The sequence below is a fragment of the Lentibacillus amyloliquefaciens genome (assembly GCF_001307805.1).
In the GTDB taxonomy this organism is placed as follows: Bacteria; Bacillota; Bacilli; order Bacillales; family Amphibacillaceae; genus Lentibacillus; species Lentibacillus amyloliquefaciens.
The window spans coordinates 1,885,847-1,904,412 of sequence record NZ_CP013862.1 but is presented as its reverse complement, the minus strand read 5'-3'; the positions used below and the strand labels follow the sequence as shown (position 1 = coordinate 1,904,412).

Here is an 18,566-nt window from a genome sequence, read left to right as displayed (position 1 = left end):
CCTACATTAGTTAGGAGGGGTGATGATGGCTCGATTAATTGTGCCCTCATTTTTCATAACAATCGGAATTGTTTATTTGGTTTTAACCGTCAATTTACCCCGGTCACGTACGGGGGATCCAACTGCGCCGCTTTACTTTCCCCTTATCATAGGAAGCGTATTATTACTGTTCAGTATTATTTATTTCGTACAGGAATGGCGAAAGCGGGATGAGAAATTTGAAGCGTTTAAAGCACTCTTTGTCGGCAGGGCACCTTTTATTATCGTATCTACGCTAATTATGATTTTTGTATATACATTCCTGTTTGAGCGGATAGGATTTTTGTTTTCAACAATCATTTTTTTAACAGCCTTGTTATTTATCGTAAATGGAAGAAAGCCTTGGATAAAAAATATATTAATATCAGTTTTATTTTCGGTAGTTTTTTGGTATGCATTTTCCGAACTATTAAGCGTAAGTCTGCCATAGAAAGGAGAGAAAAATATGGGGGTGGATTTTCAGAGTTTTATAGAAGGTCTGACAACGGCAATTCAACCGATGAATTTATTGTGGGTTCTAATTGGAGGATTTCTTGGAACGGTAGTTGGAATGCTGCCGGGACTTGGACCGGCAACCGCCGTTGCGGTGCTGATACCAGTTACGTTTGGAATGGATTCTACCAGTGCATTGGTTCTTATGGCGGCCATTTACTATGGGGCAATGTACGGTGGATCACGAAGTTCAATTTTACTTAATACACCGGGTGATGGATCAGCTATTGCAGCTACATTCGATGGCTATCCGATGACACAAAAAGGGCAGGCTGGGCAGGCATTGACGATTTCAGCGATTGCCTCATTAATCGGGGGGACTGCAGCGATTATAGGATTTACCCTGCTTGCCAAACCTTTGGCGTCCTTTGCGTTGGATTTTGGACCGGCCGAGTATTTCCTGCTGCTGGTGTTTACATTATCGGCTATTGTGTCCTTATCAAAAGGAAACATGATAAAAGGCTTCATATCAATGAGTATTGGTCTAATGTTAAGTACGGTTGGGGTTGACCTTCAAACCGGGGTTTACCGGTTTACTTTTGATATTCCGCAATTAAGTGAAGGTATTGATTTTCTGGTAGTCATCATAGGTGTATATGCAGTAGGTGAAGTTTTATACAACTTTTTGAGTATTGATGATATAAAAAATAAAAAGAGTAAAGTAGGCAAGAAAGGTATTACAAGAGAACAATGGAAACGTTCAAAGTGGCCGATGATTCGTCAAGGGCCTATTGGTTTTCTCATTGGTATTCTTCCGGGTGCAGGAGGATCGATTGCTTCCATGCTGAGCTATACCACGGAACAACAGATTTCCAAGCATCCTGACAAATTCGGGAAAGGGACAATTGAAGGTGTTGCTGCTCCAGAATCATCCAACAATGCTGCATCTGTTGGTGCATTTATTCCCTTGCTTACAATGGGGATTCCTGGTTCAGGAACGACAGCCGTTATTCTAGGTGCTTTAATAATGCTGGGATTGCAGCCTGGACCACTTCTGTTTGAAGATAACCCTGAAACAGTATGGACATTAGTAAATAGTATGTTTATAGGAAATTTATTCTTGGTCGTCATTAATATTCTACTGATCGGACTATTGGTCAGAATACTGGATACACCGCCAAAAATTCTTTATCCACTCATATTAGTGCTGGCATTTATTGGGACATACACATTAAGTTATAGCATAATAGATTTCTATATACTGGTGATTTTTGGTGTGATCGGCGTGATCATGAAACTTCTCAAGTTCCCTATTGCACCATTGATTCTTGCTGTCATTGTGGGATCTGATATGGAGCAGAATTTCAGAAAAAGTATAGTAGCACATGATAATTTCATGAATGTTCTATTTGCTTCTCCAATAACGATAACCTTGTTGATTATGACTGTATTGTCCATTGCTTATCCATTTATAGTTGAGTGGGTAAAGAAGTTTAAACAAGGAAGAGCGTAATAGGACCTCTCCTTTTATGGGAGGGACAACGAATGAAGAATAAAATATTACTTGGTGTTTCTGCAAGTCTTTATATTCTGTTTTTTTGGATAGGGGACTGGGCACCTGAGGTAAAGGCAGGCGGGACACTGCTGATTATCCAGGTATTATGGATAGGAAGAGTGTTTCCACTTGCTTATAGCTCAGTAGTCCTTATATTAATCCTTTCTTTTCACATTACTTCTTATGACGAGGTCTTAAGTTATTTAGGCTCCAGTCTGGTTTGGTTATTATTTTCAACTTTTATATTGGCACATGCTTTTGTCAAAACAGGTTTGGCCAGCAGGGTGGCCCTTTCTATATTGAACCTGGCAAATGGGTCGGGGAAATTATTACTTTTGCTTTCTTACATTATGATGTTTGTTTTAACCATATTCATACCTTCCAATATTGGCAAAGGCAAGTTAATTAGTGATATATTGGATAATTTAATTAACAAATTACAGGCAATTCAATCAACAACGAACCTTGGGAAGTCTTTTTTTATTGGAGTGGCATATGTCAGTGCGATCTCGGCGGCCTTTGTTCCTACCGGTGCCAGTTCTACTATTTATGCATTTGGTATGTTTTCTTCAGTTTCAGACGAAATGAGTTATATTAATTGGCTGATATATTTTAGTTTCCCAATGTTTACGTTTGTATTGTCATTATGGTTAATACTCCAGATCGTTTTCCCTACCGAAAGTGTCAACCGGGAAATGGTGAAGGACTTATTATCTTCCCGGAAAAAGGAATTGGGAAAGTGGCAACCACAAGAAATAAAAATGGCTTTTATCATAGCTGGTATACTGATTTTATGGCTTACGCAAACATGGCACGGCTATTCTATCCCTTTAATTGGCATGCTTGGGGCCGCTATTGTTGTGTTCCCTTATGTTGGAGTGTTGGATTGGAAAGAAGCAAGATCAAGTGTTGACTGGGATATGATGATTTTTTTTGCTGCTACGTTGATGTTATCCAATATATTAATTGATACGGGTGCAATGGATAGCTTTGCAGGTTGGCTGGTTAATGCATTTGAGAATCTTCATCCAGTAATAGTTGTGATTGTTTTATGTCTGTTGATCGCAGCGGCACGAGTGTTATTCGTAAATGTATTGGGGTTCTTGACAATTGTGCTGCCATTGGCGCTCATACTGGGTGAAAAAATAGCAATGTTCAGTTCCCTTGAAGTAGCAATGAGTGTCTATTTAGTGGGAATACCGGGATTTTTATTAATAACACAATCGCCCGTACATTTGATAAGTTATTCTTATGGTTATTTCACCCAACGGGATCTGCTGCGGGTAGGTATTGTGACCATGTCAGCGTGGCTGATTATTGTTTTTATCAGTATTTTTGTTTATTGGAATTTAATAATATGAGGAGGTACTCATAATGACCTGGTTAATCTCCAATCAAAAATCACAAGAAACATTAGCAAATAACTTTAAAGAGTTAATGGAAAACAAAAGAATATTAAAAATAGCAGGCGCTCATGATGGCATGGCAGGGCTAGTTGGAAAGAAGGCAGGGTTTGAGGCCTTATATTTGTCGGGTGCTGCTCTAACAGCCAGTAAAGGCATACCAGATATCGGGCTGTTAAATTCAAGTGAAGTTGCTGAAAAAGCAAATGAGATTGTAAGGGCGACCAATCTGCCGCTTTTGGTAGATGTAGATAACGGTTTTGGAGGTCCTCTAAATATTGCAAGAACAGTGAAGGAGCTGCTGGAAGCAAGAGTTGCTGCAATTCAGCTTGAAGATCAGAGTATACCTAAGAAATGCGGTCATTTGAATGGAAAACAATTAATATCTACTGAAGAAATGGTCGAGAAGATAAAAATGGTTAAAAAGATTGCCCCTTCCTTAATTCTTGTAGCAAGAACAGATGCCCGCGGTGTTGAAGGAATGGATAAAGCGCTGGAAAGAGCTAAAGCATACGCCGAAGCTGGAGCAGATGCAATATTTCCTGAGGCTATGACAAGCGAAACAGAGTTTATCAAAGTTTCTGATCAAATCAATGCTCCTTTACTGGCAAATATGACCGAATTTGGAAAAACGCCGTATATTAATGCGACGGACTTTCGGAAAATGGGGTACGCAATGGTGATTTACCCTGTTACCTCTTTAAGAGTGGCTGCAAAGGCATATGAGAGAGCATTTAATGAGATAGCTGAGAAAGGGACACAGGAGAATATTTTAGGGGATATGCAAACACGGGAGGAACTTTACGAGATAATAAAACTGCATGAATATGAAAACCTTGATAACAATATAGCTGAAACGGTAATTCCGGATCAAGATTGAAAAGGAAAGGGGTGGTATTGATGGAACACAAAGTCGACGAAGTATTGAATCAGATTGCAGATTATGCTCTTAACGATAACATAGGTGATGATGAATCGCTTAGTGTGGCAGCCGAAGTTTTAATGGATAGCCTGGGCTGTGCAATGCTTTCTTTAAATTATCCAGCGTGCACAAAAGTTTTGGGTCCAATAGTTCCGGGACAGCCTAGTGAAGGAAGCTACGTACCCGGAACAGATTTTTATTTGGATCCGGTTCAAGCGGCTTTTAACCTCGGAACTATGATTCGGTGGCTTGATTATAATGATTGCTGGCTTGCTCAAGAGTGGGGGCATCCGTCCGATAATTTAGGCGGGATACTCACTACTGCTGATTATTTGAGCAGAAAGAATAGACGAGAAGGCAAGCAAACATTAAAAGTGGAAGATGTGCTTAAGACCGCTATTAAAGCCCATGAAATACAAGGAATTCTGGCATTGGATAACAGTCTTAATCGTGAAGGTCTTGATCATGTGCTTTTTGTAAAAGTAGCGACCACGGCTGTTACTGTTTCTATGCTTGGCGGTACTAAAGAAGAAGTTGTCAATGCTATTTCCAATGCCTGGATCGATAACGGAAGCCTGAGGACTTATCGACATTTCCCAAATGCCGGTTCAAGAAAATCATGGGCTGCGGGGGATGCAACCAGCAGAGGCGTCTGGCTATCCTTTTTATCGCTAAGAGGAGAGATGGGGTATCCCACTGCATTAAGTGCATCACAATGGGGGTTTGAGGATGTCATGATGGATGGTAAACCCCTGACTTTGGCTCAAGAGCTGAATGACTACGTGATGAAGCATATTTTATTTAAGATTTCTTTTCCCGCTGAATATCATGCCCAAACTGCAGCAGAATGCGCATTCGAACTGCATAAAGAAGTAGCAGACAAACTGGAAGAGGTAGAAGAGATTGTAATAAACACGCATGAGTCGGCAACCCGGATCATCGACAAGAAAGGACCGCTCGTGAATCCGGCTGACAGGGATCACTGTTTACAGTATATTACCGCAATAGCACTTATTTATGGAAATATAACCGCAGATCATTACGAGGACAATATCGCTAATAATCCAATTGTCGACGAATTGCGTAATAAAATGATTGTCAGGGAAGATCAAAGTTACTCTCAAGATTATTTGGATCCAGCGAAACGTTCAATTGCAAATGCTGTTCAAATAAAATTTAAAGATGGCACTTCTACGGACAAAATTGAAAAGCATTACCCTATTGGTCATCGCTTTCGAAGGGAAGAAGGGCGGCCACTACTTTATAAAAAGTTTGAAGAGAATGTTTCAACCCAATTTTCCAAAGAACATACCGCTAATTTAAAATCAATGTTTCTTAAAAAGAAAGAATTGTTTAACATGGACGTCGATGAGTTTATGGATAATTGGAAAAGATAAAATATGAATGTGAAATACAAGCCTGGGAGGAACGCCGGAAGGGTATACCAAAAGTAACAATCTTATTGATCTCTGTCGGCAATTCGTTTGTTCAACGGATTTGGATTTTTGAAAATATATAATGAGGGTCAGTTTTAAGAGCTAACCCTCATTATATTCAACAGCTATGGTTAAAACCTGTTCGAAAGCAACCACAAAACGAAGCGGGATCTTTGTCATCAGTACGGATCCCGCTTCCAGTTCTATGATTAAAAAGCCGTATTAAATGTCTGGAACAAATCTTCAAATCGATTCAGAATATCAAGTGCTAGCAGGCCGTTGCCTTCTGCTGATTTTGGGTAGCCTAATGGAACGGTGCGCCTGACCAGTTGTGCATAGAGTTCTGTTTCTGTCAGTTTCCGGTCAAATTGCGACTCGGCTATGCTTGTGACCAGTGCAAGTGCTCCTGATACGTGTGGTGCGGCCATTGATGTTCCGGAGAGTCGCGCGTATTGTTGGTCAGTGTAGGTCGACAGGATATCCACGCCGGGGGCGACGATATCGATTTCATCATTTGTGTTGCTGAATGGAGCGATTTCACGGTCAAAATTGATAGCGCCAACTTGAATGACTTCATTATAAGCGCCGGGATAGGCATATTCATCCGTCTCCGGCCGGTCATCCCCTTCATTTCCGGCAGCGCAAACAACAGGGATACCGGAGTCAATCGCCCGTTTGACTGCTTCATATAATTCCGGAACGTCTTCCGGGCCTCCGAGAGACATGGAGATCGCACGCACTTTTTCACCATTCGGACCTTCCCAGTCAGTTGCATAATTGATGCCATCAATGATCCATTGATAGTCACCACTGCCATTTTCGTCAAGCACTTTGACAATCAGCAGTTTGGCGTTTGGTGCGACTCCTGCAATCCCTTCTTCGCCTGCAGCGGCTGCTGCTGTGCCCGCAACATGAGTGCCATGACCGTTGCCATCGGCGTACTCGGTCTCATCACTAGCATCTGTGAAGTTTTTGCCATCAATTACTTTCCCTTCTAAATCGGGATGGCTTGTGTCACAGCCTGTGTCAATGATAGCAATGACATTGTCGCTCCCTTCATCAGCTTGCTCCCACACGTCCGGAGCTTGAATCATCTGGATGCCCTGGGGAATTTCTTGAGCTGTATCCTTAATCTCTTCCACCTGATAAGGAATCAAATGCATTTTTGCCATAAATCTCCCTCCCTAAAAGTAGTTACATCTATTATAGTTTAATTATGGTAATTCCCGAACATCTTCACTGCAAAACGGACCAAATTGCCTAAAAAAACGGGTAAATCGGTCCAAATTTAACCCGGCAGAAAGTCACGTATTGAACGGCTGTATATGTACGTGTTGTTTTTCAGCATATGAGATGATAGGATAAAAATAGATGAATGAATAGCGATCACATGTTACTGACTTGATTAGGCATGGTGGTATTTTCACGGGAGGACACGACTTTCCCTGATACCGCCATGCTTTTTTATTGGGCAATGTTTGAAGCATACTAATGCATGCGAAAAAGAAATCATCGAAAGGAAGTACAGCACTATGTTTAAAAATTTGTTTAAAAAGGGCGATTCCGATATAAAGATATACACACCGGTTAATGGGGAAATCGTACAACTTGAAGAAGTGCCTGATCCGGTCTTCAGTCAAAAAATGATGGGGGATGGCGTTGCGGTTAAACCCGTTGAAGGAAAAATTTGTGCCCCGGTTGACGGAGAAGTCATCCAAATCCCTGATACAAAGCATGCGATTGGTCTGCGTGCTAAGGACGGAACCGAAGTACTGGTCCACATCGGTCTTGAGACAGTCTCACTGGAAGGAAAAGGTTTTATCGTATCTGTCAGAACTGGTGATAACGTATCGGCCGGCCAGGTGCTGATGGAATTTGACCTGGAATATATCAGGGAGAATGCTTCAAGCGATATGACACCAATTGTTATTACAAATGCACAGGAAACAGGAAAGCAATACATGATGACGGATGAAAAAGAAGGGAAGGCCGGTGAAACCGTCATTATCACTGCTTCAGGTAAATGATTTCCAGTGTGAAAGGAGTGCTTTCTGATGAAAATCAGGAAGATATTGAACAATAATGCGGTCATTGTAATGGATGAAGGCGAAGAAAAAATAGCAATTGGTTCAAGTTTAGGTTTTGATAAGCAAAAAAATGATGTCATTAACCCGCAAAAGGTTGAAAAACTATTCGTCTTAAAGGAAAACGAAAAACTGCAGCAGCTTTTGCTCCGAGTCCCGGAAGAGCATTTTAACTTGTCTGAGGAAATCATCACGCATGCCGAGAAGCAGCTGAATACTGAGCTGAATGAACATATTCGGGTACAGCTGGCCGATCATATTTCGTTTGCTATTGAACGTGAACAAAATGGCATCCAGTTGAAAAACGCATTACTGAGCGAAATTAAAGTGTTGTACCGGCAAGAGTTTGATATCGGATTGTGGGCTATTGACCATATAAAAAATGAAATCAGAGTTGAAATGCCGGTGGATGAAGCAGCGTTTATTGCGCTGTATGTTCATACGATGAAAATTCAAGGGGGTGATATCCACGAAACGGTACGGCAGACGACGATGGTGCAATCAATGGTGAAACAAATCAGAGAGTATCTGAATATCTCCATTGATATGAATGATATATCCTATGAACGACTCATCACCCATCTTCAATTTACTTTAACACGCGCAAAGCATCAGAACAGTCACATTATGGATGAAGATATGTTTAAAATGATCAGGGAGAAATACGCTATTTCTTATCATTGTGCCAGAAAGGTGGCAGAGGAAGCGTCTGCTTCATACGGTATTTATTTGCCGGAGGAAGAGCTCGGATACATTACCCTACACATCGAACGACTTCGGACACAGTAATTAGGCAGGTTCTGATTAGTTATGAGAACTTATTTTGTAAGCGAATTCAATTGTTTGGGAGCATCGAGCAAGTGATGGATTAATAATACGATAGAGATTTGGAGGGGAAAATATGATGAAATATTTGCAGAATCTTGGCCGTTCCTTAATGCTTCCGGTAGCGGTTTTACCGGCTGCGGCGATTCTGATGGGGATCGGCAACTGGATTCTTAATGCGGATGAGGACAATGTCATCGCCAATTTTCTAACAAGTGGTGGTGATGCCATTCTTTCTAACCTCGGTCACTAGCGTTGCATAAATAATAAAAGAAAATTGATAATCTTGTTAATTATCCAAAATATAGGTTTCCGGGTATAAAAAAATCCTTTATAATGGAATTGGTGGTTGTTGTCCAAATCCAATATAAAGGAACTCAGAATATGGACAATCATACACTATTATCATCATTTGGTAAATGGGTTGCACCCATTAATATTGAAAAACTTACAGAACAAATTACGCAGACCGGGCAAGATCGCTACACGAAAAAGTTTACGACTTATTCCTACATCAAACTGTTATTATTGTCCCACCTGGAAGAGGTGGAAAGCTTACATGCGATGAGTGATACACTTTTTGATGACGAGGTTCAACAGGAATTGGGGCTGGGTTCAATTAGCGTTTCCCAATTGTCGCGAAAACACCGTACTGTGGATCCCAATTTGTTGGCAGTCATCTTTTATCAATTAGTTGATCAGATACGCCATTCTCAACCGGGTCGAACAGTTATGCCGGTAAAAATCATTGATTCGAGCACGATACCACTCAACCTGACGAATCATCCATGGGCTACCTTCCGTAAAACGAAAGGCGGCGTCAAACTGCACTTGCGGTTAATGTTCATGGAAAATGGTTCTTCTTATCCGGAGTACGCCAACATCACGACGGCCAACGAACACGATCGTAGCCAATTAGAAGTTTTGGTGGACGACAAGGAAGCAACCTACGTATTTGATCGTGGTTACATAGATTATGAGCGTTTTGACCGCATGACGGACGACGGTTATTTCTTCGTCTCCCGGTTGAAGAAAAACTCGATTACACGGACGATCAAGTCCTTTGAGGTGGAACAGGGTTCCACGATCGTTACGGATCAAATGGTAGCTGTCGGTGGTCCAACAAAGCGCATGGATAATCTATTTCGCTTAATTGAAGTCGATGATACAAAAGGCAATCGACTGCGTCTCATCACAAATCGGTTTGATCTAAAAGCCAGTGAAATCAGTGACATGTATCGTTCACGCTGGACGATTGAATTATTTTTCAAATGGCTGAAACAGCACGTTAAAATCAAACATTTTTATGGCCATAGTGAAACAGCTGTGATGAACCAAATCTTTTTAGCGCTGATTGTTTATTGCCTGCATGTGCTCATTCAACTAGAAACAGAGTCCAGGAAAACCATATTGCAGATTAGCCGTTTATTAAAAGCGAAACTGTGGAAGAACTGCCGTCACTGGCTTCGTCGCATTAGCGGCATACCATAATTATAAGTGTTGTCGCTGTCTCTCCCGGAATAAATGTATAAATTTACCAAATGGACAATGCCACTTTTTCATTAAGGTTTGTCTTTTTGGCGAAAAATAGAGCTAAATTGATTACAGAATATTCAATTTATATTAATGCAACGCTAGTGAACCTCGGTGTACTTTTTGCGGTTGGTGTTGCGATTGGGATGTCAAAAGAACAGGATGGTGCTGCCGGTTTAAGCGGGCTAGTTGCCTGGCTGGTTGCCACAACTGTATTAAGTATTAGCGGGGTCGCAGGACTTCAAGGCATTGAGGAAAGCGCGGTTGATTCCGCGTTTGGAAATATTGAAAACGTCTTTATTGGTATTCTTTCAGGTATTGTGGCATCAATTATGTATAACCGGTTCAGTCACGTGAAATTACCTGATGCATTGGCTTTCTTTAGCGGAAAACGGCTGGTGCCAATCATGAGTGCAGCAGCCATGATGATCGTTTCTGTTGTACTGTTATTCGTTTGGCCTGTTGTCTATAATGCGCTTGTGTCGTTCGGTGAAGCGATTATCAGTCTGGAAGCAGTCGGTGCCGGGTTGTATGGATTCTTTAACCGTTTGCTTATTCCAACCGGACTGCATCATGCGCTTAACAATGTTTTCTGGTTTGATCTTGCCGGCATTAATGACATTGCCAATTTCTGGGCAAGTGAAGGCGAGAAAGGTGTTACCGGCCGCTATCTGGCAGGTTTCTTCCCTATCATGATGTTCGGACTTCCTGCAGCGGCATTGGCTATGTATCATACAGCCAAAACGAAACGGAAGAAGCAAGCTGCATCCTTGCTAATGGCAGCGGCTTTTGCGTCATTCTTTACAGGTGTTACGGAAGCATTGGAATTCTCATTCATGTTTGTTGCACCGCTATTGTATGTTGTACACGCTGCATTGACCGGGCTTTCACTAGCTATTGCGGCAATGTTCGAATGGACCGCCGGTTTCAGTTTCAGTGCCGGCTTGGTTGACTACACACTAAGTCTGGGCGTGCCAATTGCCAATCAGCCATATATGCTCCTCCTGCAAGGTCTTGTGTTTGCGGTAATCTATTACTTTGTCTTCCGTTTCCTGATCGTGAAATTCGACTTGAAAACACCGGGACGGGAAGACGAGGATCCGGGAGAAGGAGAAGTAGATGAAAGCTACAGTGTTGAAGAAGGCACACTTGCTTCTGAAAAAGATGAGACAGCTGTAATGGCTGAAGAAATTTATCAGGGTCTTGGCGGTAATGAAAACGTCCTGACAGTCGATAATTGTGTGTCTCGCCTAAGGCTTGAAGTGGACGACATGGATAAAGTAGACCAGGATAAAATTAAAGCTACCGGTGTACCGGGGATAAACGTCGTTGGAAAGCATAATATCCAAGTTGTTGTTGGAACACAGGTTCAGTTTGTAGCTGACGAAATGCGAAAGATGCATATCAAAGATGATTAAAGAAATTAAAAGCGACTGGCACCCCTATGAAGGGTGTCGGTCACTTTTTTAGCAATCAATTTTAAACGAAAAATGGTTTTCATCTTCAAACTTACCTTTATTAAACCGCCGTTCCACGAATGTCACCTGGTCATGCCGATCTACCAGAAGAACGGTGGAGCAGCGGGTGCCGTATTCAGGTGTTTTGATGAAAAGGGGTGACAGTTTCCGTTCAAAATTCAGGCCAACCCCGGTGTCAGGCAGCTCCTCATCCGGTGCTTCTTCCGCATCTGTGATGATATCGAAAAGCGGATCGGTCTCTATGGTGGTGTTTTGACGGACATAAGCAGCTAAGCGTTGTTTACCTTTGACCACTTTCGGCCATGGAGTGTCCAGGAATTCGTTGCTTAACCCATGCGTGCCCATGGAGACATTAGTAATGTTGTCCTGGATATTGCTGTAATAATATAACTCTTCCGGAGTCCCGGCGATGAAATTGAAGCCGGAATAGGCACCTTTTTTGTTCTTCAGCTGGTTGAAAAAGTCTTCTGCTGGCAGTTCAGATTCCAGGAAATCTTTCACAATATGACCGCGGGATTGTTTATTGCTGCTGTCTTCCTCCGGGTCCCGGTAGTTCGTCAAAGCTGCAATACGGCCGCTTTTAGTAATGCCGAGCCATGTACCCATTCCCACCAGGTCCCTGCCTGCAAGGATGTCAGGATTGTCATTCCAAAACCCGGCGGGGGCACTCGGGCGTTTATAAAATTCATCCCGGTTGGCGGCGATGATTAATTTGTAATTTGGGTGATTATATAAATGAAAGTTGATCAGACACATGATTTTCAGTCCTTTTTCTTCATTATAGCTTGCAAAGGTGTCAGCTTCCAATCAAGTGACTTGTTTGATCCCGCATGTAACTGGCAGTAAGACCCCCACCTCAAATGTTCGCGTATACGATGAAGAATAGGTGGGGGGATGGCTGCCAGTAAATGTCCGATTCGTTCATCTAACAATCAGTGGGGAGAGAGAAAACCCCCACTGATTGAAGATTCACTTTATATGAATTGACGGGGGAGGCAGCCAGAGAGTAATCGCTTTCGAAGAGATAGGGAAATGAGGAGAGGAAAAAGGAAACATGACCTTGTAAATAATAAAGTAACCGACATGATTGCCGATTACCCTCAATGGCGTATTCGTTTTTTTAATAGTTCATGCGGTTAACGCGTTCACCAAAGGTATCTGAATCTTCTGCAGCATCATTGCCCATTTTCAATCCCTTGCTTACTGTTACAAGGAGATGGCCTGATTTTATTTTTTCAGCATATTTAGCTGCCTGTTTTTCTGACAGTCCTTTTTCTTGCAATCGTTCAGAAAGGTTTGATGTTTCTTCAACACCATTGAAAATGACTGTCGAGATTTTATCACGGATTGTCCCCTCGCGTTTCCGGGATGTTTCTGTACTTGTGACACTGGCATCTGTTCTTTTATTTATGTCATCTGCATATTCGCCATGTGAGAAAATTGTTATCGACGCATTGCTGTAGCCTTCCAATTCAAGGACATCGACCGCCTTTACTGTTTCTTCAACTGAGGCAAATGGTCCATAAACTTCTTCTGCCAATTAAAGCACCTCCATAATAAAATTTATCTAATTTTCTTTTCCCTTTGAATATAATCTGAAACATGAAAAATTATGCTTGCAGAGTTAATATTAGTCGACTATTGGGGGAGAAAAAGTCGATTGGATGATAGGCTAAGTACCGCTGTGATAGGGGTGTTGTTAATCAAGCAAATAAGGCATGAAAAAAATCTTGCAAAATGATTCCATCGGTAAATAATTTATGCTAAACTATGGTATTATGCTCAAAAAAAGATAGCCCCCTTCATGTTACAGGGCTCTTTTTCATTATATGGAAAGAAGGAACATTAGATGACTGAGAATCACGAATATCAACAAACAGAAAATAAAGCTAGACGGACAACGCTCATGCTCGTATTGATATCAGGGGCGTTTGTCGCGATATTGAATCAAACATTACTGGCAACTGCCCTGCCGAAAATTATGGCAGATATGGATCTTGGAGAAAGTACGGCTCAGTGGCTGACGTCCATTTTTATGCTGGTTAACGGAATCATGATACCGATAACCGCCTTGCTGATTAATCGTTTTACAACCAGAGGATTATTCCTCACCGCGATGGGGTTGTTTGGAGCTGGGACTGTCATTTGTGCATTCGCACCGACTTTTCCGCTGCTGATGACGGGGAGAGTCATCCAGGCTTCCGGTGCAGGGATTATCATGCCGCTGATGCAAACAATATTGATGCTCGTTTATCCAATCGAAAAGCGCGGTTCTGCCATGGGTATGTTTGGCCTTGTCATTGCCTTTGCCCCGGCAATTGGACCGACATTATCGGGCTACCTGGTTGAGCATTTCCCTTGGAGAAGCTTGTTTTATGTCGTTTTTCCAATCATTGTCATCGATATCACCATTGCATACTTTTTGCTGCGGAATGTTACTGAGCGCACGTTCCCGAAAGTGGATGTCGCGTCAATCATTTTATCAACATTCGGGTTTGGCGGTCTCTTGTATGGATTTAGCGTTGCCGGCTCGGCTGCGAATGGCTGGGGAAGCAGTCAAGTAATGATTTCCATGGTTGTCGGTGCTGTGTCCCTGACGTTCTTTATCCTTAGACAGCTGAGGCTTGAACAGCCGATTCTGGAATTCCGGATTTTCAAGTATAAAATGTTTACACTGGCGACAGCTTTAGGGATGGTCGTTTTTGTAGCCATGATTGGCGCAGCGACCGTTCTACCAATTTTAATGCAGGATTATCTGGGCTTCACTGCGCTTGAATCAGGTTTGGCACTGATGCCTGGTGCAGCTATCATGGGGATTATGAGTCCGATAACAGGAAGATTATTCGATAGGTTCGGTGCCAGATACCTGGCGATTATCGGACTGACAATCGTCGCTGTAACAACATTTATGCTGGCTGTATTGACGACAGAAACAACATTCACTTATATTGCGACGGTGAACGCTGTCCGGATGTTTGGTGTGGCCATGGTCATGATGCCAATCACAACAGCCGGTTTGAATGAATTGCCGAATAAAATGATGCCGCATGGCACGGCTATGAACAACACCATGCGGCAGGTAGCCGGAGCAGTAGGTACCGCTTTGCTTGTAACGGTTATGTCCAATGCCGCCATTCCGGAACAAGGCCAGCAGGGTCTCGTCCATGGTTCCAACATGTCATTTGTTGTGGCTGGTATTGCAGCGGTTATCGGCATTATTCTGGCCTTTTTCGTAAAAAATCCGCGGCATAATAGAAACACAGTTTAGCATAAAAGAGGAAGGCTTTCGTCAGTTCGGCTGGCGCTGGCCTCTTTTTTATATCAACAGGCTGGATTGTTTCTTCTATAAGGTTCTCCTCGTATACTTTGCTGCTCTTTTACTGCTGGAGTTAATAAACTGCGGCGTATTATGAAAAATGTGTGAGTGCTATGAACCGCTCCGGAAATACACTACGCTTCCCGCGGGCGGCTGGTGAGCCTCTGTTTTCGGGCTGATATTTTTGTTCTCAGGCCGATGTTTCTGCACTCGAGCCCATATTAAAGCCGCAGATATGAAAAAAGTGAAACATTGCGCATCATTTTTCCGTATTACTATTTGGAATGGGGGAGGCCGCATGCAATTTGTATCGATTGACTTTGAAACAGCAAATGAAAAACGGAGTAGTCCTTGTGCAATAGGAATTGCTGTTGTTGACGGAGGACAAATCGTTGATGAATATTATAGCCTGATTAATCCGATGACGCATTTCAGTCCGTTTAACCAACGCATCCACGGCATCACAGAAGACGATACTGCAGATGCGCCAACGTTTGCGGAACTTTGGGAAACGCTTGAAAGTTATTTATCGAACAAGTTAGTTGTTGCTCATAATGCCAGTTTTGATATGAGTGTTATTCGGCATACGCTAGATCAATTTAATCTGACCTATCCGGAGATGGATTATCTTTGCACAGCTAATATTTCAAGACGTGTCTGGCCGGAGCTCGCCAACCACAAATTGAATACAGTCGCTTCACATCATGGTATCCAGTTCAAACACCACCATGCTTTAGAAGATGCTCGTGTGGCTGCCGAAATATTAATACAAGCTTTTCAGACATATGACACGGATGAATTGGATATATTTTTAAGGAAGTGCCGTATATCAAAGGGGCGAATTTATAATCACGGTTATTTTCCGCCGAAATCAAAACGGGCGAAGCGAAGCAGAAAAATATATTTTTAGTTCTGACTGTTTATTTGATTCGGTTTTTAAACATCAATAAACGAAGGGAGATGGGGGCATGCGCATACTTATTGTGGGTGCGAGCGGAACCATCGGAAAGAGAGTTGCAGTAGCACTGGAGCCAAATCATGAGGTGATCCGTGCAGGAAGGAACGGGGCGGATGTGTCAGTTGATACAACATCGCATGAAAGTATCACTGAAATGTATGAAAAAATCGGCTATATAGATGCCGTTATTAATGCTTCAGGAGGGGCTAATTTTAAAGCTGTTCCTGATTTGACGCCGGAACTGAACGAAAAAGGAATCGCGAGCAAATTGAAAGGACAAATCAATTTGGTGCTTCTGGGTCAGGGATATGTGAAGGATGGCGGCAGTTTCACATTGACGACTGGCATTATGATGGATGACCCAATTCCGCTTGGAGCGTCTGCTGCGATGGCAAATGGCGGTGTCAAAGCATTCGTTAAAGCTTCTTCGATTGAAATGCCGCGGGGAATCCGGATTAATTGTGTCAGTCCAAATGTTGTTCAGGAATCCTGGGACAGATTGGGTGATTTATTTGCCGGCTTCAATCCCGTACCGGCAGACCGTGTCGCCAGAGCTTATGTTAAAAGTGTGGAAGGTGCACAAACCGGGAAAAATTATGAAGTTTATTAATTGGCGTTTTTGCAAATTTTTTTAGTGTTAGAGGGGTTGCGCCCTATAAGACATAAAACTTGACTAAATCGATCTAAAACTTAAGGGATGGAGGAATTGACATGGCTGATATTAAGTACAACATCATTGAACATGTTGCAGTATTATCCCGAATCACCTAAAGGATGGACAAAAGAATTGAATCTGATTAGCTGGAATGATCGAGATCCTAAATATGACATTAGGGATTGGGCGCCTGACAAGGAAAAAATGGGGAAAGGCGTAACCCTGACAGAGGCTGATCTGACCAGTTTAAAGGAAGTTTTGAATAAGCTGGACCTTTAATATAGGGTTTTGAATCACTTTCTAATTAAGTTTTGACAAAAAATGTAGTATCATGACTATATACATAATTTGCAACAGAATGGAGGACATCGGATTGAATAAGAAACGTTGGCTCGCATTAGGAATTGCAGTTTTCTTACTGGTCGCCTCACTCGGCTTCAGATTCATGAGCAGCGTGTTTTCGACTGACTTGGAATCATTGTTTGCCATGTCAGACCAGCAATATCAGCAAGAAGTTATTCAGGAGGGCACCGGGAATAAAATCGCCGTTGTGGAACTCGATGGCATGATTCAGGACGTTTCGACATCGTCGTTATTGAATTCCGGCGGTTACAACCATGACCGTTTTTTAAAAAAGTTAGAGCATGTTGGTGAAGATCGTTCTGTCTCCGGTATTATTTTGCGTGTGAATACACCTGGCGGGGGTGTTGTGGAAAGCGATGAAATTCACGATAAAATTGTCGAAATACAAGAAGAACATAATAAACCAGTTTATGTTTCAATGGGCAACACAGCAGCTTCCGGCGGCTATTACGTTGCAGCCCCTGCAGATAAAATCGTAGCTCATCAGGCAACATTGACCGGTTCAATCGGTGTTATTATGCAAAGTTATAACGTCACAGAACTTGCCGATCAGCTTGGGGTAGATGTGAATACGATTAAAAGCGGCGAGTTTAAAGATATCATGTCTGCAACAAGAGAAATGACGGATGAAGAGCGTGATATTCTACAGACGATGATTGATGGTATGTATGATGATTTCGTGCAAGTGATTGTCGAAGGCCGTGACATGTCTGAGTCCACAGTTCGTGAACTGGGTGATGGGCGTGTGTACACCGGGCAACAAGCAGCAGATAATGGACTCGTTGATGGCTTGGGTGACCTGGAAGATACAGCTGCCATGATGCAGGAAGACTTAGATTGGTCTAACGCGCGTGTTGTGAAATATAACAATGGTTACGGTTGGAACACATATATTAACGGCAAGGTGCAAACCATGTTCCAGGGTGAAGATGCTAAACTGACGGCGATTCAGGAGCTGATTCAGCAATCTGATGGACCGCGTGCCATGTATTTATATTCGAAATAAGGGGGTGCCGTCATGAATGAAAATCTGGAAACCTATTCTGAAAATACGATGCCACAACGTTATGCCGGATTTTGGATGCGTTTTTGGGCATACCTGGTCGATTTAATCATTGTGTTCAGTATCAACGGCATCCTTCTCAGTCCATTTAATTTTTTCGACCCGATTGATATCGGATTTTGGACGCTGGCTGGCATTGTTGGAGCGATTGTGTTGTATCTGTACTTTTTGCTGATGACAAAATTCTTCGGAAAGACATTGGGCAAAATGATTTTCGGCTTGCGGGTCGTACGTGAAGACATGAAACCGCTGGAGTGGAGTGACCTGATATTCAGGGAAGTGGTCGGACGGTTCATTCACCGTGTCTTCTGGTTCACAAATTTACTTTATTTGTTTGCAGCTTTCGGAAGTCAAAAACAAGGACTCCATGATATATTTGGCAGCACACGGGTTGTGTTTGACAGATAAAAAGGGGTGGCGCTATTTTTTTAGCGTCATCTTTTTTTGATTTAAAAGACTTAATTTGTACTTGCTATATTATATTATCTGAATTAAACTAAACTA

At 42.3% G+C, this 18,566-nt stretch carries 17 protein-coding genes and 2 pseudogenes; 16 read left to right on the top strand and 3 right to left on the bottom strand.

The window, feature by feature from the left end:
- Positions 1-22 precede the first annotated feature (22 nt).
- From AOX59_RS09500 to AOX59_RS09480, 5 genes are read left to right on the top strand one after another with little or no spacing between them, the layout of a single operon-like run.
- Complete coding sequence (locus tag AOX59_RS09500) at positions 23-469, top strand: tripartite tricarboxylate transporter TctB family protein (protein WP_237049407.1); 447 nt, start codon at positions 23-25, stop codon at positions 467-469.
- A gap of 15 nt (positions 470-484) precedes the next feature.
- A complete protein-coding gene (locus tag AOX59_RS09495; protein WP_068445027.1) occupies positions 485-1,984 on the top strand; it encodes a tripartite tricarboxylate transporter permease in 1,500 nt (499 codons plus the stop codon).
- Between the two features lie 32 nt (positions 1,985-2,016).
- Positions 2,017-3,387, top strand: coding sequence for an SLC13 family permease (locus AOX59_RS09490; RefSeq protein WP_068445025.1), 1,371 nt, complete (start codon positions 2,017-2,019; stop codon positions 3,385-3,387).
- Between the two features lie 13 nt (positions 3,388-3,400).
- Complete coding sequence (gene prpB / locus AOX59_RS09485) at positions 3,401-4,309, top strand: methylisocitrate lyase (RefSeq protein WP_068445024.1); 909 nt, start codon at positions 3,401-3,403, stop codon at positions 4,307-4,309.
- A gap of 20 nt (positions 4,310-4,329) precedes the next feature.
- Complete coding sequence (locus tag AOX59_RS09480) at positions 4,330-5,748, top strand: bifunctional 2-methylcitrate dehydratase/aconitate hydratase (RefSeq protein WP_068445022.1); 1,419 nt, start codon at positions 4,330-4,332, stop codon at positions 5,746-5,748.
- A 248-nt stretch (positions 5,749-5,996) separates the two neighbouring features.
- On the opposite strand, the gene AOX59_RS09475 is transcribed toward AOX59_RS09480, so the two are convergent.
- Positions 5,997-6,959, bottom strand: a complete 963-nt coding sequence (locus AOX59_RS09475; RefSeq protein ID WP_068445020.1) for a S8 family peptidase — start codon at positions 6,957-6,959, stop codon at positions 5,997-5,999.
- A 360-nt stretch (positions 6,960-7,319) separates the two neighbouring features.
- On the opposite strand from AOX59_RS09475, the gene AOX59_RS09470 reads away from it, so the two are divergent.
- The 5 genes and pseudogenes from AOX59_RS09470 (at position 7,320) to nagE (ending at position 11,647) form a co-directional block, all read left to right on the top strand.
- Positions 7,320-7,814 (top strand): PTS sugar transporter subunit IIA, encoded by a 495-nt coding sequence (locus AOX59_RS09470; protein ID WP_068445018.1) that lies wholly within the window; start codon positions 7,320-7,322, stop codon positions 7,812-7,814.
- A 27-nt stretch (positions 7,815-7,841) separates the two neighbouring features.
- Positions 7,842-8,660 (top strand): PRD domain-containing protein, encoded by an 819-nt coding sequence (locus tag AOX59_RS09465; protein ID WP_068445016.1) that lies wholly within the window; start codon positions 7,842-7,844, stop codon positions 8,658-8,660.
- Positions 8,661-8,772: 112 nt separating this feature from the next.
- Positions 8,773-8,940 (top strand): annotated as a pseudogene (locus AOX59_RS19645) (PTS glucose transporter subunit IIBC); the annotation flags it as partial.
- A 140-nt stretch (positions 8,941-9,080) separates the two neighbouring features.
- Entirely contained in the window at positions 9,081-10,187 is a 1,107-nt protein-coding gene (locus tag AOX59_RS09460) for an IS4 family transposase (RefSeq protein WP_068444902.1), read from the top strand.
- A 107-nt stretch (positions 10,188-10,294) separates the two neighbouring features.
- On the top strand, positions 10,295-11,647 hold the full coding sequence (gene nagE / locus AOX59_RS09455; RefSeq protein WP_418000789.1) for an N-acetylglucosamine-specific PTS transporter subunit IIBC: 1,353 nt from the start codon (positions 10,295-10,297) through the stop codon (positions 11,645-11,647).
- 48 nt (positions 11,648-11,695) lie between these two features.
- Here the strand turns inward: nagE and AOX59_RS09450 are convergent, their stop codons facing one another.
- A complete protein-coding gene (locus tag AOX59_RS09450) occupies positions 11,696-12,463 on the bottom strand; it encodes an NRDE family protein (RefSeq protein ID WP_068448241.1) in 768 nt (255 codons plus the stop codon).
- 364 nt (positions 12,464-12,827) lie between these two features.
- A complete protein-coding gene (locus AOX59_RS09445; protein WP_068445012.1) occupies positions 12,828-13,247 on the bottom strand; it encodes a general stress protein in 420 nt (139 codons plus the stop codon).
- Between the two features lie 309 nt (positions 13,248-13,556).
- Here AOX59_RS09445 and AOX59_RS09440 point away from each other — a divergent pair, with 309 nt between their 5' ends.
- From AOX59_RS09440 to AOX59_RS09415, 6 genes and pseudogenes are all read left to right on the top strand, one after another.
- A complete protein-coding gene (locus tag AOX59_RS09440) occupies positions 13,557-14,975 on the top strand; it encodes an MDR family MFS transporter (protein ID WP_068445010.1) in 1,419 nt (472 codons plus the stop codon).
- 346 nt (positions 14,976-15,321) lie between these two features.
- Positions 15,322-15,933, top strand: coding sequence for a 3'-5' exonuclease (locus AOX59_RS09435; RefSeq protein WP_068445008.1), 612 nt, complete (start codon positions 15,322-15,324; stop codon positions 15,931-15,933).
- Between the two features lie 58 nt (positions 15,934-15,991).
- Complete coding sequence (locus AOX59_RS09430; protein WP_068445005.1) at positions 15,992-16,591, top strand: short chain dehydrogenase; 600 nt, start codon at positions 15,992-15,994, stop codon at positions 16,589-16,591.
- Between the two features lie 101 nt (positions 16,592-16,692).
- Positions 16,693-16,915 (top strand): annotated as a pseudogene (locus tag AOX59_RS09425) (YdbC family protein).
- A 94-nt stretch (positions 16,916-17,009) separates the two neighbouring features.
- Entirely contained in the window at positions 17,010-18,005 is a 996-nt protein-coding gene (gene sppA / locus AOX59_RS09420; protein WP_068445004.1) for a signal peptide peptidase SppA, read from the top strand.
- Positions 18,006-18,017: 12 nt separating this feature from the next.
- Positions 18,018-18,470, top strand: a complete 453-nt coding sequence (locus AOX59_RS09415) for an RDD family protein (RefSeq protein ID WP_068445002.1) — start codon at positions 18,018-18,020, stop codon at positions 18,468-18,470.
- Positions 18,471-18,566 lie beyond the last annotated feature (96 nt).

Coding starts and splice junctions, on each gene's coding strand:
- AOX59_RS09500 (WP_237049407.1), top strand. CDS start 23: ATGATGGCTCGATTAATTGTGCCCTCATTTTTCATAACAATCGGAATT.
- AOX59_RS09495 (WP_068445027.1), top strand. CDS start 485: ATGGGGGTGGATTTTCAGAGTTTTATAGAAGGTCTGACAACGGCAATT.
- AOX59_RS09490 (WP_068445025.1), top strand. CDS start 2,017: ATGAAGAATAAAATATTACTTGGTGTTTCTGCAAGTCTTTATATTCTG.
- prpB (WP_068445024.1), top strand. CDS start 3,401: ATGACCTGGTTAATCTCCAATCAAAAATCACAAGAAACATTAGCAAAT.
- AOX59_RS09480 (WP_068445022.1), top strand. CDS start 4,330: ATGGAACACAAAGTCGACGAAGTATTGAATCAGATTGCAGATTATGCT.
- AOX59_RS09475 (WP_068445020.1), bottom strand. CDS start 6,959: ATGGCAAAAATGCATTTGATTCCTTATCAGGTGGAAGAGATTAAGGAT.
- AOX59_RS09470 (WP_068445018.1), top strand. CDS start 7,320: ATGTTTAAAAATTTGTTTAAAAAGGGCGATTCCGATATAAAGATATAC.
- AOX59_RS09465 (WP_068445016.1), top strand. CDS start 7,842: ATGAAAATCAGGAAGATATTGAACAATAATGCGGTCATTGTAATGGAT.
- AOX59_RS09460 (WP_068444902.1), top strand. CDS start 9,081: ATGGACAATCATACACTATTATCATCATTTGGTAAATGGGTTGCACCC.
- AOX59_RS09450 (WP_068448241.1), bottom strand. CDS start 12,463: ATGTGTCTGATCAACTTTCATTTATATAATCACCCAAATTACAAATTA.
- AOX59_RS09440 (WP_068445010.1), top strand. CDS start 13,557: ATGACTGAGAATCACGAATATCAACAAACAGAAAATAAAGCTAGACGG.
- AOX59_RS09435 (WP_068445008.1), top strand. CDS start 15,322: ATGCAATTTGTATCGATTGACTTTGAAACAGCAAATGAAAAACGGAGT.
- AOX59_RS09430 (WP_068445005.1), top strand. CDS start 15,992: ATGCGCATACTTATTGTGGGTGCGAGCGGAACCATCGGAAAGAGAGTT.
- AOX59_RS09415 (WP_068445002.1), top strand. CDS start 18,018: ATGAATGAAAATCTGGAAACCTATTCTGAAAATACGATGCCACAACGT.